Below are 18,614 nucleotides of genomic sequence, written 5' to 3' on the forward strand. Positions count from 1 at the left end.
TCAAGCCATTACCACAAGGAGGTGATAGGAGATCTAAAGCGTTTAACTCATCCAAACCTAAGTGACTTTTATTTTTCAACGAACCTGACCCCGCAGGTTTACCGCAGGTTTACCGCAGGTTTAGCAGGTTTAGTGAAGGCCGTTTTTTGGCAGTAATGATGTTTAATAAACTTGTTATACCGCTGCTACTCCATGCGTGAAGCCAATTTTTTATAAATAGTATTTTTATCACGTTTTCCAACCGCTAATACATAAATCACGATCTCATTATCTAACACTTCGTAAGCTAATCTATATCCAGCCGTACGTAATTTAATCTTGTAAACTGATTCATACCCTTTCAATTTAGCTGATGGTACATGTGGGTTTTCAAGTCTCTCCGCAAGCTTATTCTTAAATTGTTTTTTAAGAGGTTCGGCTAATTTATCCCATTCATTCTTAGCTGCGGGAAGAAACTTTAATTTATAAGTCATCTAAATTTATTTCGACCGCTTTTGATAAATCACCACGACGTTCTTCTACAACTTTACCTAATTCGTAATCATCAACAACATCCATTAGCCACTCATAAGTTTCTGCGGGTACTAAATATGCTGCAGGCTTATTATGGTTTAATATTGCGATGGCTGCGCCATCAGCTTCATTTAATAAAGCAGTAGGATTTTTTTTAAGCTCAGAAATACTTGCTGAACAGTCAGCTAAAACTTGTCTCATTGCGCTCACCAATTAAGTGTTAAATTAAGCACTTACTTTAGACCCAATTTTGATGTTTAGCTAGAACTTAACGAGGCTGTAGAATTTATCATTCCCAGCCAGTAATTTTATAATGCTAAGACAATAATTGAGCATGCCAGCTATTTCAATGACTTATCGATTTATCTGGGAATTTACTTGAACGGACTATTTGGAAACAATATCAGGCTAATAGGAAGGGATTAACGACTTAATATGCCGAGTTTCCTATCAATAACCTTCATTGAACATCTATAAAGACACCCATTTTTAAAATAGCAAAAAAACTGCCTTAGATTCTTTTACTACTCGCTTTGGTGTTTAAGTAATTTGTAAGCTTCAATTAGGCATATTTTGATCTTAAGTAGCTACGTCACTACTGTTTCCGCCTTCATTAAAATGAAAAACGCACTCAATAGCGCGTTTTTCATCTATAAGCAGTTGTCCTAACCTGTCCATCCATTCTCAGGTTTATCAAACCAAACATGCACCTGACTAGTACCTACTGAGTTTTCGTAATCGCTATATTGTTCGCCTTTGGCAGTACATTTTTCTCCGCCAAGTGCGCCGGCCATCATCAGGTAATGAGCGAATCGACCTTCAGGTTTATATTGATAATAGTCATCCATATTATTAATAACTGACGCATGGTCGCCTTTTTTAAACCAGGCTAAACGCTCATAGTCTGCTTCGCGAGCCGCATCGCTAAATATATGTTTAGGATCGCTAGACTCATGTAAATGTAATTCTTTGAAGGGGTAAAAGGTATGACTCATTGAGCCACTTGCCATCAATACCACTTTTTTACCTGACTCTGCGATAGCTTTAGCTATGCCTCGTCCTACTGCGAGGTTTTCTTCTACACCGGCAGTCATGGCGCAAGACACTGAAATCCACGCCTCGCCTTTTTCCATGTAGTGAGCAAGGTTAATAGTTGGGTAATGGATGGGTAAATAGGGGTCGTCGATTGCGCTACATCTAATGCCTTCTTCATTGATCTTATCTACCATACTCACTGCTAGCTCTGGGTCGCCCTTTAAGTCATAAGGCAATTGAGACATACCTCTCGGTAGTTCATCAGAAGTATATTTACCTGTTCGCCGAGCGTGAGACGTCACCACAAACTCTACTAGCGTGCCCCAATGAGTATCGAAGACAATAACCACATCAGGTTTGACTACGTCTAAGACTTCTTTTCTGATTTTATGAAATCCAGGGATCAGAGAAATCTCTTTTCCATCATTAAGCTCATCCCTAATTTCTTTTGACAGCATTACTGTCGGAACGTGTGATATTAGCCCAGCACCTACAATTTCACCCATGATTATCATCCTCGTTAAATTTATTACAATTCTATCTTAGGCCTAAACCCGAAGAAGAAAACGGCAAAGCGATAGGTTGTCCTCTATTGCTAAGACATTTTTATCAGAAACACATAACTTGGTATCAAACATATAACCATGGCTGTTCTTGGATGAATAAAGGCAACGAAATAAAAGACCAAAAGATTAGAGTGTTATTTTGTGATCAATTAAATCTCGCAAGAGGAAAGTATATTCCTGAAAGTTTTGCTTCTAATGGTGAGGCAATGTTATGCAAAGGCGTATATGCAGTGACTTACTCTAAACAACTTGTGAATGCACCTGGTGGAGGTTTAGAAGAAGGCCTTCCAGATGTTTGCATGAAGTTTGACCCTGCAAATTATCGACCTAGTTGGGAAGACAATTCAGTCATTGCTCTTGCCGATGTGTATGAACATGAACAACCCTATGGGCTTTGCGGAAGAAGCGCGTTAAAGCGTGCTATTGCAGCGTGGGAAAAACATGGCTTGTCGCCAATGATAGGTTTGGAAGGCGAAGCTTATGTGGTTACCAAACAGGGTGACCAGTTAATTCCTTATGAATCTCCGGGCGCATACGTTTATGGAACGGGGATTTTTAATGATCCTGAAGGGCTCATGGATGAAATTTGGGAGGCGGCTAAGAAATGCAATATCCCAGTTGAATCCTTAAATGCAGAGTTTGATGCCCCTCAATTTGAACTGACATTAAAATATGCTGATGCATTAAAAGCCTGTGATGACTTTTTCTTGTTCAAAAACTTAGCCAGAGAAATACTTTACAAAAAAGGCTACTTGCTTTCTTTCCTACCAAAACCTTTTGCTGAACTTAGTGGCTCAGGTTTACATATCAACATCAGCTTTAAAGATACTCAGGGCAACAATGCCTTAGCAGGTGGTGTCGCAAAAGGGGCATTGTCGGATTTAACCAAAGGCTGTATTGCAGGCTTGTTAGAACATCACGAAGCCTTGGGCAGCATTATTGCGCCAACCGTAAACTCATACGAGAGATTAAAGCCAGCTAGCATGTGCGGATATTGGGCTAATTGGGGCCACGACCATCGCGCTGTCGCCGTTAGGGTATCTAGCGAAATGGGTGCCGGTGCCAGAATCGAACATAGAGTTGGCGACGGTGCTGCTAGCCCTTATTTTGCAGTTGCCGCTGTGTTACAAGCCGCTCTTTTAGGTTACGAAAATAACTATTCGTTACCTGATGAAGAAAAATATGACGGTTTTGAACAAGTCAGCTCTGAGCGCCACGTTGCAGACAACTTAGCAGATTCAATTGACTTACTAGAAGCAAACAAAACACTAACGTCCGCCATTGGTGAAGAGTTAATAGCGAACTACTGTGCCATCAAACGTGCAGAGGCAGAAGAACTGTCAGAAAAGTCAGCCGATGAAGTGATCTCTTATTACTCATTCTATATTTAATTAGCAAAATTACGGAGAACAGCACATGTCACAAACAAATTGGCAATATCCATTTTCATTATCAAAAGATGACCAAATAGACCTGTCTTCACTTGATGCGTTTAATGAAGGTGCACCTTTTGAGACATTTGCACGAATGCGTGCCCAAGACTCACTTACCTGGTGCGATGAAGTCGATGGCAGAGGCTTCTGGTCAGTCACTAAACATAAAGATATTCAAAAGTTGAACAAGGACTTTGCTCTGCTGACATCCAGCAAAGGTATTCGCATTGAAGATCAAACAGAAGAAGAATACGAAGCCAGAAAAACCTTTCAGGAAACCGATCCTCCTGAACATACTAAAACTCGACTGATCATGCACAAAGCTTTTGGCCATGCACAAATTGCACAATATGAAGAGCAAATTAGAAATATTACGGTAGAGCTAGTCGAAAAAGGCTTAAAGCTAGGCGAGTTTGATGCAGTAGAAGAAGTGGCTGCGCAACTACCTATGCGTATGTTAGGTGGGATCCTTGGGGTGCCAGACGAAGATTTAGAATGGTTGGTAAAAAAAGGGGATTCTTTAATATCCAACAGTGATCCAGACTATACAGATTTTGTGGTTGATAAAGTCGACACTGAAGAATACCGAATGTTGCCATTTCGTTCTCCTGCCGCCATCGAATTATTCGATTACGCCGATAAACTGATAGAGCGCAAACGAAATGGAGAAGCCGTAGGTATTGTTAACTTGATCTTAGAACCAGACAAAGATGGTAACGTCATATCTGATGATGAATTCAAAAACTTTTTCTGCTTATTAGTGGCAGCCGGAAACGATACCACTCGATACAGCCTCACCGCGTGTATGCATGCTTTGGCAAACCACCCAACACTAATGCAACAGTTAAAAGACAATATAGGTAACAAAGATTTTTTCCTAAGTGCCACAGATGAATTAATCCGCTGGGCTTCACCTACTACTCATTTCAGAAGAACCGCTACCGATGACTTTGAGTACAAAGGTAAACAGGTGAAAAAAGGCGATAAGGTGGTGCTGTGGTTCTTATCCGCTAATCGAGACGAGGAGATATTTGGCAATCCCTATGAAATTGATTTACTGAGAAAACCTAATCGTTTCTTGTCATTTGGTCAGGGTGGCCCACATGTGTGTTTAGGTATGTTTTTGGCAAAACTCGAAGTGCGAGTTGTGCTTGAAGAATTGGCAAACCGTGTCAGTAAAATAGAACAAGTAGGTCTACATAGTTATCTGCGTTCAAACTTTATTCTTGGGATCAAAAAACTGCCCGTTAAGTTTGTTAAATAAGGGAACATTATGACTAATCGCTTTAATGTAAATGGGGTTATGGTGTCTGGTGATCACTTCATTCATGGCACCCGAGTAGCTTCTGCCGAGACATTCGAAACACGGTCCCCAATGGATTGGGATACTGTTCTAGGAAATGTGGCAAGGGGCAACGAAGAGACCGCTCAATTGGCCATTGAATCAGCTACTACGGCTTTTTCACAATGGAGTGGCTTATCAGCAAAAGAACGGGCCGTTTATTTACACCGGCTCGCCGATCTGATTGAAGAACATAAAGAACAAATAGCTAATGTTGAATGTAGTGACATGGCTATGTTATTTGAAAGCCTTAACCTACGACTTGTACCACGAGGCGCCGCTAATTTTAGAAATTATGCCGACCTCGCGGTTGAGCATGAGGAAAGAGTCTGGAGTTCCAAGGGCACCTTGAACCGAGTGATCCGCACGCCAGCGGGTCCTGCGGTAATTATCACACCCTGGAATGCACCTTTTATGTTGTCTACTTGGAAGTGTGCGCCAGCACTAGCAGCAGGTAATACTGTTATATTAAAACCAGCGGAATGGTCACCTCTTTCAGCGTCTGTTTTGGCAGATTTAATTGAAAAAGCGGAGTTTCCAAAAGGTGTTTTTAATATTGTGCAAGGCTTAGGTAGTGAAGTGGGTAATGCTTTGGTTAATGACCCAAGGGTTAAACGTATTTCATTCACTGGATCTGTGCCAACCGCAAGAATAATTGGTAAAGCGGCAGCAGAAAATATAGTGCCTTTTACAGCTGAGCTAGGTGGCAAATCTTGTTTGTTGGTATTTGCTGATGCTGATATCGATGCCGCAGCCAAAAAAGCTGCCGGTCAATTCGATGATTCTGGCCAGGTATGTATGGCAGGTACACGGATCATTGTTGAGCAGAGTATCAAAGATGAGTTTTTGGCCTTATTCAACAAATATGCAGATCAGCATGTTATGGGCGACAGTCGCGACAGTAAAACCACTATGTCTGCCATGATCCACCCAGTACACGTTGATAGAGTAGAAGGTTTTGTTAATCGCGCTAGAGAAAACGGCGATACCATTTTACGGGGCGGTAAACGCTTTATAGAAGGTAAACTCTGGTTTGAACCTACTTTAATTGCTCCCAAAAGTAATCAATCTGAAGTAGTACAGAGTGAAATATTTGGTCCAGTGCTTACTTTCCAAACCTTTGACACAGAGGAACAAGGCGTAGAGTTAGCAAACTCAACGGTTTTTGGACTTTCTGGAATTCTTTATACCGGAAATAAAGAACGTGCAGAACGTGTTGGCAGATTGATACGAGGCGGTACAATTTGGGTTAATACTTTCCTAGTAAGAGACTTAACTGCACCTTTCGGGGGCATTGGTCTTAGTGGGTTAGGCCGTGAAGGCGGGCACTACGCGCTTGAGTTCCACTCTGATTTGAAGACATTACAAATACTTGAAGGGTCTGTTAAGTAGCCACTGAATGTTAGTGTTAGCTTGGATTATTCCCATTAAACCTCCTCACTATATGCTAATAGGGTGAGGAGGTTTTTTGATTAATATTACCAGTGGTAATTAAATATCGATTGTAGGAATAGGGTGTTAATCAATTCTGAGCGTAGTTTCACTACCACTCTATTAATTTTATTTAACCTGAACTCGGGTTAAGACGTGTCGCATCTTCTAAAGTAACTAGAATAAAAACAATAGGTTAGAACGTTACTATTTGTTTGGTAGCTTATTTAATATATTGTTTAGCTAGGTTTCGCGCTGATTCTGCATAGCTAAGTGTATCAACCCCAATCGCAATAAACGTCGCACCTAAATTAGCATAGGTTTTGATCATGCTAGGCTCAGTACTTAACGTACCGATTGCCTTGCCCGCGGCCTTAATTTTATCAACAGCGATTGAAATAGCTTGTTGTACTTTTTCATGATCTGTTTGACCCGGATAGCCCATTGATGCAGCAAGGTCTGAAGGGCCAATAAAGATTGCATCGTAACCACTTACTTCTAGGATTTCATCGAGATTATCAATGCCTTTTTGCGATTCAATTTGCAAAATCAGACAAATATTTTCCTCAATATCAGCTCCGTAATTTTCTACGGCTAACCACCGTGAAGAGCGCGCAAGTGCTGCGCCTACGCCACGATTACCTTTAGGTGGGTAACGAGTTGCGGCGACCATATTACTTGCCTGTTCTGCTGACTCAATCATTGGAATGAGCAGATTGTGTGCACCTATATCCAACAATTGTTTGATGTTGGCAGTAGTGCCTTCAACTGCTCGTACTATTGGGCTAACTGGATAAGGTGCCACTGCCTGTAATTGCGCAAGTATGGAACGCACATCATTTGGACCGTGCTCACCATCAATAAGTAGCCAATCAAAACCACAAGTGGCGGCAATTTCAGCAGTATAAGCGTTAGCCATGGCAAGCCAATATCCGTATTGAGTATCTCCTGCCAATAACCTTGTTTTAAATGAATTCGTTAATTTTTTCATATTATATAAACCGACAAGTAATAGAACCTAATGGCCCGTAATCGCCATGAATGGTATCGCCAGGTTTAACTGCCACAGGTCGAGTAAATGACCCTGCCAACACCACTTCACCGGCTTCTAAGCCAATATCAAATTGAGCTAGTTTTTTGCATAACCAGACAATCCCATTGACAGGATTGTTTAAAACCCCGGCGGCAACCCCAGTTTCTTCAATGGTGCCATTTTTATACAACAATGCTGATGCCCAGCGTAAATCGATATCATGTGGTTTGATAGCGCGACCACCTAATATGATCCCTGCATTAGCCGCATTATCTGAAATGGTGTCCATGACAGTACGAGTTTGTTTTTGCCCTTCGTCCACACCATTATTTCTGAAATCGATAATTTCTAATGCAGGGGTAATATAATCAGTAGCATTAAGAACATCGAAAACCGTTACCGAGTGGCCTTTTAATGGCTGTTTTAGAATAAATGCCAACTCTACTTCAACCATAGGAGTGAGAAAACGTTCAGCAGGTATCCGAGCACCATCCTCAAAAAACATTTGGTCAAATAACGTTCCAAAATCTGGCTCATCTATTTCTGCCTGCATCTGCATGGCTCTAGATGTTAAACCAATTTTATGACCTTTAACTATTTGTCCCTCTTCACTTTTTATACGACACCATTCAGTTTGAATAGCATAGGCATCTTCAATGGTGATATCAGGATATTCCAAGGAGGTTTGTTTGATTCGTTCAACATTTTTTTCGGCCTGATGTAGTCGTCTAGCAATGCTATTAATATCTGCTTTTAACAAAAAAAACTCCTCCAGTATAAGAAACAATAAAAGTTATATTTAGCTATAGTCGTATGTTAAATCACGGCACTATGACGCTAATTTGAACCTAAATTGATAGAGTTACCAGAGAAGAAAGTTACTTTGACCGCAATTGCTAAGTGAATTTTTTCTCAACGTCATATGATAGCTTCCACGCTTTTATATGAGAAATTAAAATGACACAAGAATTCCGCAAGATCTTATTAGATGGGTACCCTATTCTGACTGAAAAAGTAGGCGACAGATTAGTAGCAAAAGATGGACGTTCTGTTGCCATCGACGATGCTATTCATTTACCACCTGTCGAGCCGACCAAAATTGTTTGTGTGCACCTCAACTATCACAGCAGGGTAGATGAGTTTATGACTAAACTTCCGCCGACTCCTACTTATTTTCATAAACCATTATCAGCAATGAACACCCATAAAGCAGCGGTTGTTCGTCCTGATCGTTGCAAATACCTTAATTACGAAGGTGAAATTGCTATTGTTATCGGCAAACATTGTAAAGACATCGCACCTGAAGATGCGGGCGAATACATTGCTGGTTATACGGTAGCAAATGACTATGGCTTGCACGATTTCAGAGATACAGATGCAGGTTCAATGCTTCGCGTTAAAGGGTCGGATACTTTATGCCCAATTGGACCTGGATTAGTAACAGGTTGGGATTTCAAAAACAAAATGATCCGCACTTATGTAAATGGAAAAGTGGTTCAAGAAGACAATACTGACAACATGCAATGGGACATGCATTACCTAGTTGCCGATATCGCCAGAACAATTACCCTACTACCAGGTGATGTGCTGCTTTCTGGTACACCAGCTAATAGTCGCCCCGTTTATCCAGGTGACATTTGTGAAGTAGAAGTGGAAGGTTTGGGTAAACTAACCAACCACATTGTTACTGGTCCCGCGCCTATAAGAGAAGGATGTGGTGCCCAACCAACTGAATCAGAAGAAGTAATTTCAACTGCTATGGGCGGTGATTGGGAACACAGAGGCAAGCGTGCAGCCACAGGAGAAGGTGCAAAACATTACAAATCTAAAGTAGAGAAATAATATGAATACTCAGCAATTTTACATTAATGGTAAGTGGGTTGATCCTCTTGGGTCACAAACCATCGAAGTGATCGACCCGGCAACAAAAAACGTTATTTGTCATCTACCCAATGCAACACCTATGGATGTCGATGCAGCAGTTATGGCCGCAAAAAATGCATTTGGTAGCTACTCGGCATTACCACTCAAAGAAAGAGTGCAACTGTTAGAGGATATTAATGGGTTACTGATTAAACGTAATGATGAAATTGCTGCGGCTATTTCCATTGAGATGGGTGCACCTATAGGTTTGTCAAAAGGGGCACAAGCACCTTCTGGCTCGCAACATTTTTCTGCGATTATAGAGTTAATGAAAACCTACTCGTTTTCTAAAACAACAAACCAAGGTACTTTAATTCGTAAAGAGCCCATAGGCCCCTGCGCACTAATCACACCTTGGAATTGGCCAATGAATCAAATTGCGACCAAAGTCGCTCCGGCTTTGGCTGCAGGTTGCACTATGGTGTTAAAACCATCAGAAATAGCCCCATTGAATGCCATTATTCTTGCTGAAATTTGCCACGAAGCAGGTCTGCCTGCAGGTGTCTTCAATTTGATCCATGGCACAGGTGCAAGTATTGGTGACAGCTTAACTAGCCACAAAGATATTGATATGGTTTCGTTTACAGGCTCAACACGGGCCGGTATCGCTATTTCAAATTCTGCAGCCCCCACTATTAAACGAGTTGCCCTTGAACTCGGTGGTAAGTCTGCTGGCATAGTGCACGGCAATATTGATATTAAAAATGTCGCAAAACAAATCGTTGATTCAGCCATGCTTAACAGTGGTCAATCTTGTAACGCTCTAACCCGTTTATTGATCCCTGCCAATCAATACGATGAACTTAGTAATGAAATTGCCAATTGTGCACAAGCCTTAAGTTTGGGTATGCCAGATACATCTCCTGATTTGGGCCCTGTGGCCAGCAGTATACATTTTGAAAAAGTCAGACAATACATACAAAGTGGCATGCAATCAGGAGCGACACTTTTGACTGGTGGTTTAGATATACCTGCAGAATTACAGCAAGGCTATTTTGTTAAACCAACAATATTTGGTGATGTCACTGATAAAATGTCTATAGCCCGAGAAGAAATATTTGGCCCTGTGTTGTGCTTAATGAAATATGACAAACTGCCTGATGCTATCGATATTGCTAATGATTCAGAATATGGTTTATCTGGATATGTTTGGTCAGATAATCATCAAGAAGCGGTTAAAATTGCAGACCAACTTCGAACTGGCATGGTACATATCAATGGTGCAGGGTTAGATTCCAATGCGCCTTTTGGCGGATTTAAAATGTCTGGTAATGGCCGAGAATGGGGCGAGTTTGGATTGGGCGAGTTCCTAGAATATAAATCAATATATGGTGGGCAATAAGCCCAGACACAGTTAAATCCACTAACTTCATATGAGGGCACATCCAAGGTGTGCCCTGCTAACCTAAACTAAACTAAGCTCAGTCTGACTAGAAAAACACCTTTGTTGTTGTGTAATCGGATCAATAAACTGCAGCTGTTGCGCTAATAGTTGTAGCGGTTTGCTGTAATCGTTTTGTTTATTTGACTGTAACTGTGGATAATAATTGTCGTTTAATAACGGCCAGCCAAGGCTTTGCATATGCACCCGAAGTTGGTGGGTTTTGCCTGTAATCGGGTTTAACTCAAATAAGGCTTTATCGGCTGAATGTTGCAAACACCTAATACGCGAATGGCTGTTGGCTAGGCCTTCGACAATATGCATGACAAATTTTGGAGTTGATTTCTCTAAACGATTTATCACTTCCCATTGCTGGTTGTGTTTCACCGACTGGTTAACTGTACTGGCAATTGCCTGATAGGTTTTAGTGACTTGTTGGGCAGCAAATAAATTGTGGTATTGGGCACGTGAACTAGGGTTAACTGCAAACAACACTAAACCTGCGGTACCGTTGTCAATACGATGCACGGCTTGTAATTGTTGATTACCGGTTTTATTACGCAAACGGTTTTGTAGGCACTCTTCAACATATTCACCTCCAGGCATAACAGGTAAAAAATGCGGTTTGTATGCCACTAAAATCAACTCGTCCTGAAAGACAATTTTCTCCGCAAATGGGATCACTGGCTCACTAGCAACTTCACGATAATAGTAAACTCGTTGCTGCGCCGCAAAAAGTGACTGCGCGTTAATTAGCCCCCCATCATGCCAATGTACTTTGCCATCAACCATACGTTGCTGCCACACCTCACTTGAGATGGCCGGAAACTTGAGAATTAGAAATTCTAGAACAGTCGTAACACCAGGATTGTGCTGAGGTAGGCTGAGCTTGGACGGAGAATTAGCTATAGCCATAATTGCACTCGTAGTTGATCCAATAGGGATTTTCAGATCTAAATTGATAACAGTTTAACAAAATACGCATAGTAAACATTTATTGATTAGCTATCAGCAACCTTCTTACCTTTTTGTTGAACTGGCAATTATGGATCTTGCTACCAGACAGCAATATGAACGACTTCACACAGCCAACCACTCAAACAAGCCATTATAACGGACTATAAAGGCATGAATGAACCATTATAACACCTTTACATTTTCAATTCTTTGCCTTGTTACTATTGTTGCGATCCTTTATTATGGTTCAAAGTGTACGTTATGAGGTATTATTGTGCTCTCTTCTGAGAAAAAACAGTCTAGAAAAGCTCGAGTTTTCCCTAAGCAGCAAAAAATACTGACTCAGTTAGGTGAAAATATAAAGCTAGCAATTAAAAGACGAAAGCTGAGTATTAATATTGTTGCCGAGCGAACTGGCATAAACCCTAAGACTATTCAGGCTATTGCCAAAGGTAGCCCTTCTGTTTCAATTGGACACTATGTTGTTGTGCTTAGTGCTATTGGCTTGTTAGAAGACTTAGCAAAAGTAGCTATGGATGATGAGCTTGGCCGTAAACTCCAAGACATAGATATGCTAAGAGGGAGAAAATCGTGAGTGAAACCAAGCGTATCATATATGTACACGCCAACTGGGTGGGTATAGATACGCCAATGTTAATCGGTAGGCTTTATTGCAGTCCACATCGAAACAAAGAAGTGTATCGATTCGAATACGATGATACTTGGCTCCACGGCCCCAATGTTTTTCAATTTGATCCGGAGTTATCTCTCTACAGTGGGCCACTTCATAAGACAGATGGCAGCAATTACAATTTCAGAAGCTTTTTGGACTCATGCCCTGATCGTTGGGGAAAAACATTATTACAAAGACGAGAGGCTATTGTTGCCCGTAAAGAAGATCGTAAACCCAAAACGCTTCTCGATAGCGACTATTTATTGGGCGTGCATGACAAATATAGGATGGGTGGATTAAGGTTTAGCCTAGATCTACTAGGACCTTTTTTAGATGACAACGACGGGATGGCAGCCCCACCAATGTCATCAATTAAAGAATTAGCTTACGCGTCTCAACGTATTGTCGAAGATGATAATACACAAGATGATGAAACGCTAAAATGGCTCAAACTTTTGATCGTACCCGGAGGTTCTCTTGGTGGTGCGCGTCCAAAGGCCAGTGTTACCGAAAAAGATGGAAGTGAATGGATCGCTAAATTTCCCGGAAAAAATGACGAAATAGATATAGCCGCATGGGAATATATGACTTATCAGTTGGCTCAAAAGGCAGGGATTTATATGTCTGAGTGCCGGTTAGAGAGATTTGAGCACGAACACCATACTTTTATCACCAAACGTTTTGATAGAATACCCCAAGGGCGATTACATTTTTCATCTGCCCTAACACAGCTTGAAAAATATGACGGTGATGGCGACTCTAGTTACTTAGAATTGGCAGAGTTCATTACAGATAATGGTGTAAACGCCAAGGAAGATTTACGGCAGTTGTGGCGTCGTATCATTTTCAATATAGCGGTATCAAATACCGACGACCATTTAAGGAATCATGGCTTCATTCTTTCGAGTCAGCGCGGCGCTAGTGGTTGGTTGTTATCTCCTGCTTACGATATCAATCCTTCAATTGATAAAAGTGGGCTACATTTAAATATAACAGAACACAACAACAGCCTAGATTACCAACTAGCTTTTGAAGTTGCTGAACTATTTCAGTTATCGGCAGAGCATGCTCAGAAGATCTACGATGAAGTATTGCATTCAGTATCGAAATGGCAGTCACTGGCGACTAATCTGAAAATTAGTCGCGCAGATCAACAGTTAATGAGAGGCGCTTTTAATGTCTAATACGATAAACTTACTCAGGTTTTAAATAAGCGATATCATCTTGATCATCCGCACCAAAATCGTAGCCGCCTTCAAAATCATCATGTAATTCATTGGTGACATTGACCGACAGTTCTAATATTTCTGGGATATAAACTGCTACTTTTTTTCGTGACGATATGATTGATTTAAATTCACTAAAATCCAATAAAGACGATTCTTCAAGATAGGTTTTAGTGCTGGGAGGTTGTTTTTCAGCAAAATTTGTCACACATTGAGCAAACTTTTCAAGCACCAACTTCACATCGGTATTGCTCAAATAAGCAATCAGTTGGTTGTAACGCTCATTATTAAAAACCTTTTCCTGAGAGTCTATCAACATTAGCGCCACTGCTGAGTTGAGCAGTTTTTGCAGCTCAAATTTTAAGTAGTCTTCATCGGTTTCAGGTATGACCACGTTGGCGGCATATTGAGACGATATGTTTCGGTATAAGTTTAGTAACCTTAAGCTGTCTTGGCCTTTTTTGACTAAATCGGCATGTAGTAATCTTATGTCCGAGGTGTCGTTGGCGGCTAACGCATAAGTGCTGAGTTTAACTTGTTTAAAATAGTCGGCCGAAATCAACTTCAAACCTGAATATTTTGCCCAACCCGCTCTAAAACAATAAACAATACCTTCGGTTTTGATAATCTCTTTAGCTTTTTCAGTGCTATTTTCGCAATGGCTTAATAGCCCAAGGTTGATGATCCCTAGGACTATTTCACAAGCTTTTTTAACGTGATCAGCATAAATAATAGATAAATTATCAGAGGCGATCCGCAGCGACATATCTGACAATTGTTGCTTAGTTTTATGTACAAATTCCTCAGAAAAGTATCCCTCAGCAAGACCGTCTTTTAACACCAAAAGGACAAAGGGCCTGTTTCTTAACTCTGCTATTTTCATGACATTATCCTAAAGGGGCGCAAACATATCGTCTGTATCCATTTCTACCGCCGTCACTCTTTGTTTGTTGGCATTGTTTTTTAAGGCCGCTTCAATATTGTCTAGAGTGCCATTGGTACTTACAGCCAAAACTTCGTTATAGGATTCTTCATCAAGAGTTTTTATTTTCATAAGCAATTCTTCGATGCTGCCAGAGACTTGTTCTTCATCATGTTCGAGTTCAGAAAAATCATGACCAATAAAAGGCAGAGATAAATACAACAAGCCAAAATCGTCTTGCACTATAGTCTTAAGTATTTCCCGTTGTTTTTCATCATCTTCATAAGAAAGAAATATTTGTGCAAGCAAACTATGGGCTTCGGTTTGGGCGCAAAATAATGATTCTTCGTCCAAGTTTTGCCAATAGGAAGGTTCAACATTTAATAATTTTTTAACCGACTCTGCATCCATTAACCAAGTGGCAATAGAAGGTATAGTGGCATCATGCTCACGCACAATTTTAGCAACGGTTAAAATATCCATTTCAGCAAATACCGCTAACATTGCTGTATCACCTTGCTCCGAAGCGATTTTTTCTAATGAGGTCCCCGCTTGTCTACCGCTGTGTTGGGCTTGTTCGGTAATATCGGTAGCGAGAATTAGTGCTTTACTAGTCAAAGGGAATTCCTCAAAAATGCTTTAATGTTATTCATCATAGCCATAGGTTGCATAGGGTTTGTTTGCGTCTTCGTTGTCGTCAATTTCAACATCAACTTCAGGGGGCAAAGGGGTTGCATCATAAGTATTATAAAAATGGATCAGTAACACAGCCGTTTTTAATTCATCTTCTGAATGATTCATTAACTGGGTAATAGTGGCTCTGGCATCAGCATGAACCCCCACAAAAGGTTTGACGTCAGCCCACAATGGTTGCTGAGTCATATCTATTTTGGCTAGGTTTTTTGAATCAATCCTAACGCTGCGAGTAATAGCCATGGCTAATTGGTCAACTAAACCAATAAAGACCGAACTGTTTGAGGCTAATTGTGCTGATAAAACTCTTAGATAATTAGTCAAAAAGTCAGGATTTTCTGGATCGCTCAATGATTCCATATTTTCTAAATACATAGAGAAGTCATCCGCTAAATAAGCGGGTATTGATGTTTCAAATTTCATTAAATTGATCCCTACAACAAGGCATTGTGCCAAAAAGAATCGGTGATTTCTCTTGGGTCGGTAATAATAGTGTAAGTGCTCTTAATATACAGAGAGCGCTTTTGAGGATCGGCAATAACTTCGTAAGCTTTTTGAATTAATTGAAATTTTTCTTTTGCCTCTGCAGCGTCATTTCTATCGGGATGGTATTGATTGGCCAGCTTTCGATAGGCTTTTTTAATTTCGGTAGTAGTCGAGGTTCTGGTGACCCCTAATAACTCAAAATGATCCATAAAATATAAGATATTTATTGTGCATAAGATTCAACTTAAAGTGCCGCTATTTTTCTGTCTCCCATTTTACCTTTAGCGCCCTTATATAACAATGCCTGAGTGATACTCATCGATCCTGTAAATTAACACAAGATAGATTAAAAAAAGTGGTTGGGTCATTTTACTATTTGCATAAGCAAATAATATAGCTCTCGGGACGAGAGCTATATTCGAAGGTTTCTGCGGCTATTCACATCAGATATACTGATTAACCTGAATTCTGGTTAGTTAAACCAGTTCGATCATTAATGCTGTGCCTGTGCCTGCAGCGCCACTTGCAGCCACAATTCCTGTGCTGAGGTTTCGTCGTTCTAGTTCATCAAGTAAGGTTGATAACATAATAGTGCCAGTAGCGCCTAATGGATGCCCTAAGGCGATACATCCACCATTAACATTGAGCTTATCATCATCAATTTCCAGTTCTTGTTTACACATAACCATAGTAGCTGCGAATGCTTCGTGGATCTCAAACAAATCAACATCCTTAGAAGTCATATTATTACGTCGCAACAGCTCTTTTGCAGCCGCAACTGCGCCTGTAATCACAGTATAAAGATCGGCATTGGTATTACACATTGCGGTGATTTTGGCTCTGGGAGCAACACCTAGTTGGTTTTGAGCTTCTAGACTACCAATAAGGCAAAGGGCGGCGCCATCTGCCATTGAGGGTGAGTTTGCTGGGGTATGTACATGTTCAATATGCTCTAATTCAGGAAATTTTTGCAAATATAGAGCATCAACACCTTGCTCGCCAATTTTGGCAAAAGAAGGTTTCATTTGTGCAAGCCCTTCTAAAGTGCTCTGCCTAATAAGCTCGTCATCTTTAAACGTGATGTCTTTCACTGAGTTATAGATTGGGACGATTGACTTAAAATAATCATTGTCTCTAGCGTGGGCAGCTCTTTGATGGCTTAACAACGCAACCTTATCGGCGTCTTCACGACTCACATTGTATTGTGAAGCAACCAAGTCTGCGCCACTGCCCATCATAAACATGCCCATTTTTGAGGCCAATTTTATATCCATAAAGGGACTGGGTTTATCGGCAAACATAGGGGTGCGAGATAACATTTCGATGCCACCAGCCACAACCAATTGGTCGATACCTGTCATGACTTTCATGGCGGCGAAGTTAACCGCATCAATACCGGATGAGCAGTATCGATTAACCGTCAATCCAGAAACACTACTTGGCCAACCGTGGTACATGATTGATGATTTTGCAATATTTCCGGCTTGTTCACCTACTTGTGTGGCACAGCCCAAGATAACATCACCGATATGCTCTGGTTTGAGCCCTGTTCTGTCTTCTAACGACGAATAAAGCGAGCTGAGTAATTCAAAAGGAGAAACATCATGTAAACCTCCTTCAGGCTTAGCTTTGCCTCTTGGCGAGCGAATAAGGTCATAGATGTATGCTTGATTCATACTGATATTCTTCCTAGTTTAATTGCAAAATATATTGAGTATTTGAGACTTTGTATGATTATTTTGTTAGTGGTTGTCTGTACCTATAACAAAAGAAGCGCAAGTTGTGGCACTGCCGCCCAAGTTAAATATTCCGACGTTTTGGGCATTTTCGACTTGGTAATCCGCGCATTGACCCGTGACTTGTTTAAACCCATCTAACATCATGCGTACGCCGGTAGCACCTACTGGATGGCCTAGCCCAATAAGACCGCCACTAGGATTGATAGGCAAGGCACCGGTAAAGTCGATACTGCCATTTTCAATGGCTTTCCAAGATTCGCCAGGTGCGGTTAATCCAAGATGGTCAATTAACATATATTCGGTCATGGAAAAGCAGTCGTGTACTTCAAGTAAATCTAAAGCATGCACATCTGCTAGGCCGGCGCGTTTTAAAGCATCATCAAAAGTACGTTTTACGTGTGGAAATATTAAGCCGTTGGTTTGACTCAGTTCCAACTTGCGTTTCATTAACAAAGGCGCACTGCGATGACCCCAACCTTTTATTCTGGGAATAGCAGATAACTTAATATTGTGTTTTTTTGCATACTCGGCGGCGTAGCTTTTATTTGCCAGAAACACCACCGCAGCACCGTCTGTTATCTGGCCGCAATCTTGTTTACGCAACTGCCCTTCAACAATAGGATTAAACTCATCCTGCTGACTAAAGCTGTCTGGACCAAATTGCCAATTACGGGTTTGAGAGTTTGGATTTCGTTTAGCGTTAGCAAAATTAATTTCCGATATACGACTTAAATGCTGGGTATCTAGGCCATGTCGTTGCTGATAATGTTCTAGTAGATCAGCAAATAATCTTGGCCATACATAACGACAATCTTGGGCTTCTTTACCCACCCAAGCCGCCGATCCTAAATAACCCGCTCCGGTAGCAGAATCGACATTGCGCATCAACTCAATGCCCATTACACATGCTAGTTGGTAATGCCCGGCTTCCAGATCGCGCATAGCACCGAGCAAAGCCATCGAGCCAGAAGCGCAAGCGGCTTCATGTCTCGATGTGGGTATATCCCCGAACGCAGGTTCAGCATGGGAAAAGAACCCATTAAGTTGCGATTGCCCGGTAAATAAATCCGCCACAAAATTTCCAACATGAGCGACATCTACATCCTTTGCAGGGATATTTGTTTGGCTCAGGCCTTGTTGCAAACATGACTCAAACAATTCGTAAATGCCCATACTTTCTCTCGCCCAATTACGGCTATAGTCAGTCTGGCTGCCGCCCAAAACGTAAATCTCTTGATTATTCATAAATTTCCACGCTTAC

General features: G+C 41.1%; 19 protein-coding genes. 7 read left to right on the forward strand and 12 right to left on the reverse strand.

All coding sequences use genetic code 11. From position 1 onward, the window contains the following. Positions 1-185 precede the first annotated feature (185 nt). The 3 genes from GARC_RS22510 to GARC_RS22520 all read right to left on the reverse strand — a co-directional run bounded on the left by GARC_RS22510 (position 186) and on the right by GARC_RS22520 (position 2,054). On the reverse strand, positions 186-473 hold the full coding sequence (locus GARC_RS22510; protein WP_007624872.1) for a type II toxin-antitoxin system RelE family toxin: 288 nt from the start codon (positions 471-473) through the stop codon (positions 186-188). Continuing rightward, positions 463-714: a type II toxin-antitoxin system Phd/YefM family antitoxin gene (locus tag GARC_RS22515; protein WP_007624873.1), complete on the reverse strand. Its 252-nt coding sequence runs from the start codon at positions 712-714 to the stop codon at positions 463-465. The genes GARC_RS22510 and GARC_RS22515 overlap by 11 nt, the downstream gene beginning before the upstream one ends. Positions 715-1,178: 464 nt before the next feature. Continuing rightward, positions 1,179-2,054, reverse strand: a complete 876-nt coding sequence (locus GARC_RS22520; protein ID WP_007624875.1) for a DODA-type extradiol aromatic ring-opening family dioxygenase — start codon at positions 2,052-2,054, stop codon at positions 1,179-1,181. Between the two features lie 152 nt (positions 2,055-2,206). Between GARC_RS22520 and GARC_RS22525 the strand changes: the two genes are divergently transcribed. Genes GARC_RS22525 through GARC_RS22535 form a run of 3 tightly spaced genes read left to right on the forward strand, consistent with a single transcriptional unit; the run spans position 2,207 to position 6,281 of the window. Beyond that, complete coding sequence (locus tag GARC_RS22525) at positions 2,207-3,505, forward strand: type I glutamate--ammonia ligase (RefSeq protein ID WP_007624877.1); 1,299 nt, start codon at positions 2,207-2,209, stop codon at positions 3,503-3,505. Between the two features lie 25 nt (positions 3,506-3,530). Then, a complete protein-coding gene (locus tag GARC_RS22530) occupies positions 3,531-4,811 on the forward strand; it encodes a cytochrome P450 (RefSeq protein WP_007624879.1) in 1,281 nt (426 codons plus the stop codon). A 9-nt stretch (positions 4,812-4,820) separates the two neighbouring features. After that, positions 4,821-6,281, forward strand: a complete 1,461-nt coding sequence (locus tag GARC_RS22535) for an aldehyde dehydrogenase (protein ID WP_007624881.1) — start codon at positions 4,821-4,823, stop codon at positions 6,279-6,281. A gap of 262 nt (positions 6,282-6,543) precedes the next feature. Here GARC_RS22535 and GARC_RS22540 read toward each other — a convergent pair whose 3' ends face one another. Both GARC_RS22540 and hpaH read right to left on the reverse strand, forming a co-directional pair. Then, on the reverse strand, positions 6,544-7,311 hold the full coding sequence (locus tag GARC_RS22540) for an aldolase/citrate lyase family protein (RefSeq protein ID WP_007624883.1): 768 nt from the start codon (positions 7,309-7,311) through the stop codon (positions 6,544-6,546). Position 7,312: 1 nt separating this feature from the next. Then, on the reverse strand, positions 7,313-8,113 hold the full coding sequence (hpaH, locus tag GARC_RS22545; RefSeq protein WP_007624885.1) for a 2-oxo-hept-4-ene-1,7-dioate hydratase: 801 nt from the start codon (positions 8,111-8,113) through the stop codon (positions 7,313-7,315). Positions 8,114-8,310: 197 nt separating this feature from the next. Between hpaH and GARC_RS22550 the strand changes: the two genes are divergently transcribed. Further along, positions 8,311-9,195: a fumarylacetoacetate hydrolase family protein gene (locus GARC_RS22550; RefSeq protein WP_007624887.1), complete on the forward strand. Its 885-nt coding sequence runs from the start codon at positions 8,311-8,313 to the stop codon at positions 9,193-9,195. A gap of 1 nt (position 9,196) precedes the next feature. Beyond that, entirely contained in the window at positions 9,197-10,618 is a 1,422-nt protein-coding gene (locus tag GARC_RS22555) for an aldehyde dehydrogenase family protein (RefSeq protein WP_007624889.1), read from the forward strand. A 63-nt stretch (positions 10,619-10,681) separates the two neighbouring features. On the opposite strand, the gene GARC_RS22560 is transcribed toward GARC_RS22555, so the two are convergent. After that, positions 10,682-11,572, reverse strand: coding sequence for a pseudouridine synthase (locus GARC_RS22560; protein WP_039990353.1), 891 nt, complete (start codon positions 11,570-11,572; stop codon positions 10,682-10,684). 316 nt (positions 11,573-11,888) lie between these two features. Between GARC_RS22560 and GARC_RS22565 the strand changes: the two genes are divergently transcribed. Both GARC_RS22565 and GARC_RS22570 read left to right on the forward strand, forming a co-directional pair. Continuing rightward, positions 11,889-12,209 carry a helix-turn-helix domain-containing protein gene (locus GARC_RS22565; RefSeq protein ID WP_007624891.1) on the forward strand — a complete coding sequence of 107 codons (321 nt, stop codon included), beginning with the start codon at positions 11,889-11,891 and terminating at the stop codon, positions 12,207-12,209. Between the two features lie 56 nt (positions 12,210-12,265). Then, the gene (locus GARC_RS22570; RefSeq protein ID WP_052151564.1) at positions 12,266-13,471 is read left to right on the forward strand and encodes a type II toxin-antitoxin system HipA family toxin; all 1,206 of its coding nucleotides are present in this window, start codon (positions 12,266-12,268) and stop codon (positions 13,469-13,471) included. A gap of 10 nt (positions 13,472-13,481) precedes the next feature. On the opposite strand, the gene GARC_RS22575 is transcribed toward GARC_RS22570, so the two are convergent. From GARC_RS22575 to GARC_RS22600, 6 genes are all read right to left on the reverse strand, one after another. Beyond that, positions 13,482-14,396 carry a hypothetical protein gene (locus GARC_RS22575; RefSeq protein ID WP_007624893.1) on the reverse strand — a complete coding sequence of 305 codons (915 nt, stop codon included), beginning with the start codon at positions 14,394-14,396 and terminating at the stop codon, positions 13,482-13,484. A 9-nt stretch (positions 14,397-14,405) separates the two neighbouring features. Continuing rightward, positions 14,406-15,053 (reverse strand): hypothetical protein, encoded by a 648-nt coding sequence (locus tag GARC_RS22580; protein WP_007624895.1) that lies wholly within the window; start codon positions 15,051-15,053, stop codon positions 14,406-14,408. Between the two features lie 27 nt (positions 15,054-15,080). Next, positions 15,081-15,551, reverse strand: coding sequence for a hypothetical protein (locus tag GARC_RS22585; protein ID WP_007624897.1), 471 nt, complete (start codon positions 15,549-15,551; stop codon positions 15,081-15,083). 11 nt (positions 15,552-15,562) lie between these two features. Next, positions 15,563-15,823, reverse strand: coding sequence for a DnaJ domain-containing protein (locus tag GARC_RS22590; RefSeq protein WP_007624899.1), 261 nt, complete (start codon positions 15,821-15,823; stop codon positions 15,563-15,565). 267 nt (positions 15,824-16,090) lie between these two features. After that, on the reverse strand, positions 16,091-17,290 hold the full coding sequence (locus GARC_RS22595; RefSeq protein ID WP_007624901.1) for an acetyl-CoA C-acyltransferase: 1,200 nt from the start codon (positions 17,288-17,290) through the stop codon (positions 16,091-16,093). 66 nt (positions 17,291-17,356) lie between these two features. Beyond that, entirely contained in the window at positions 17,357-18,598 is a 1,242-nt protein-coding gene (locus GARC_RS22600) for an acetyl-CoA acetyltransferase (protein ID WP_007624903.1), read from the reverse strand. Positions 18,599-18,614: the final 16 nt, after the last annotated feature.

It is taken from the genome of Paraglaciecola arctica BSs20135 (assembly GCF_000314995.1).
Lineage (GTDB): Bacteria > Pseudomonadota > Gammaproteobacteria > Enterobacterales > Alteromonadaceae > Paraglaciecola > Paraglaciecola arctica.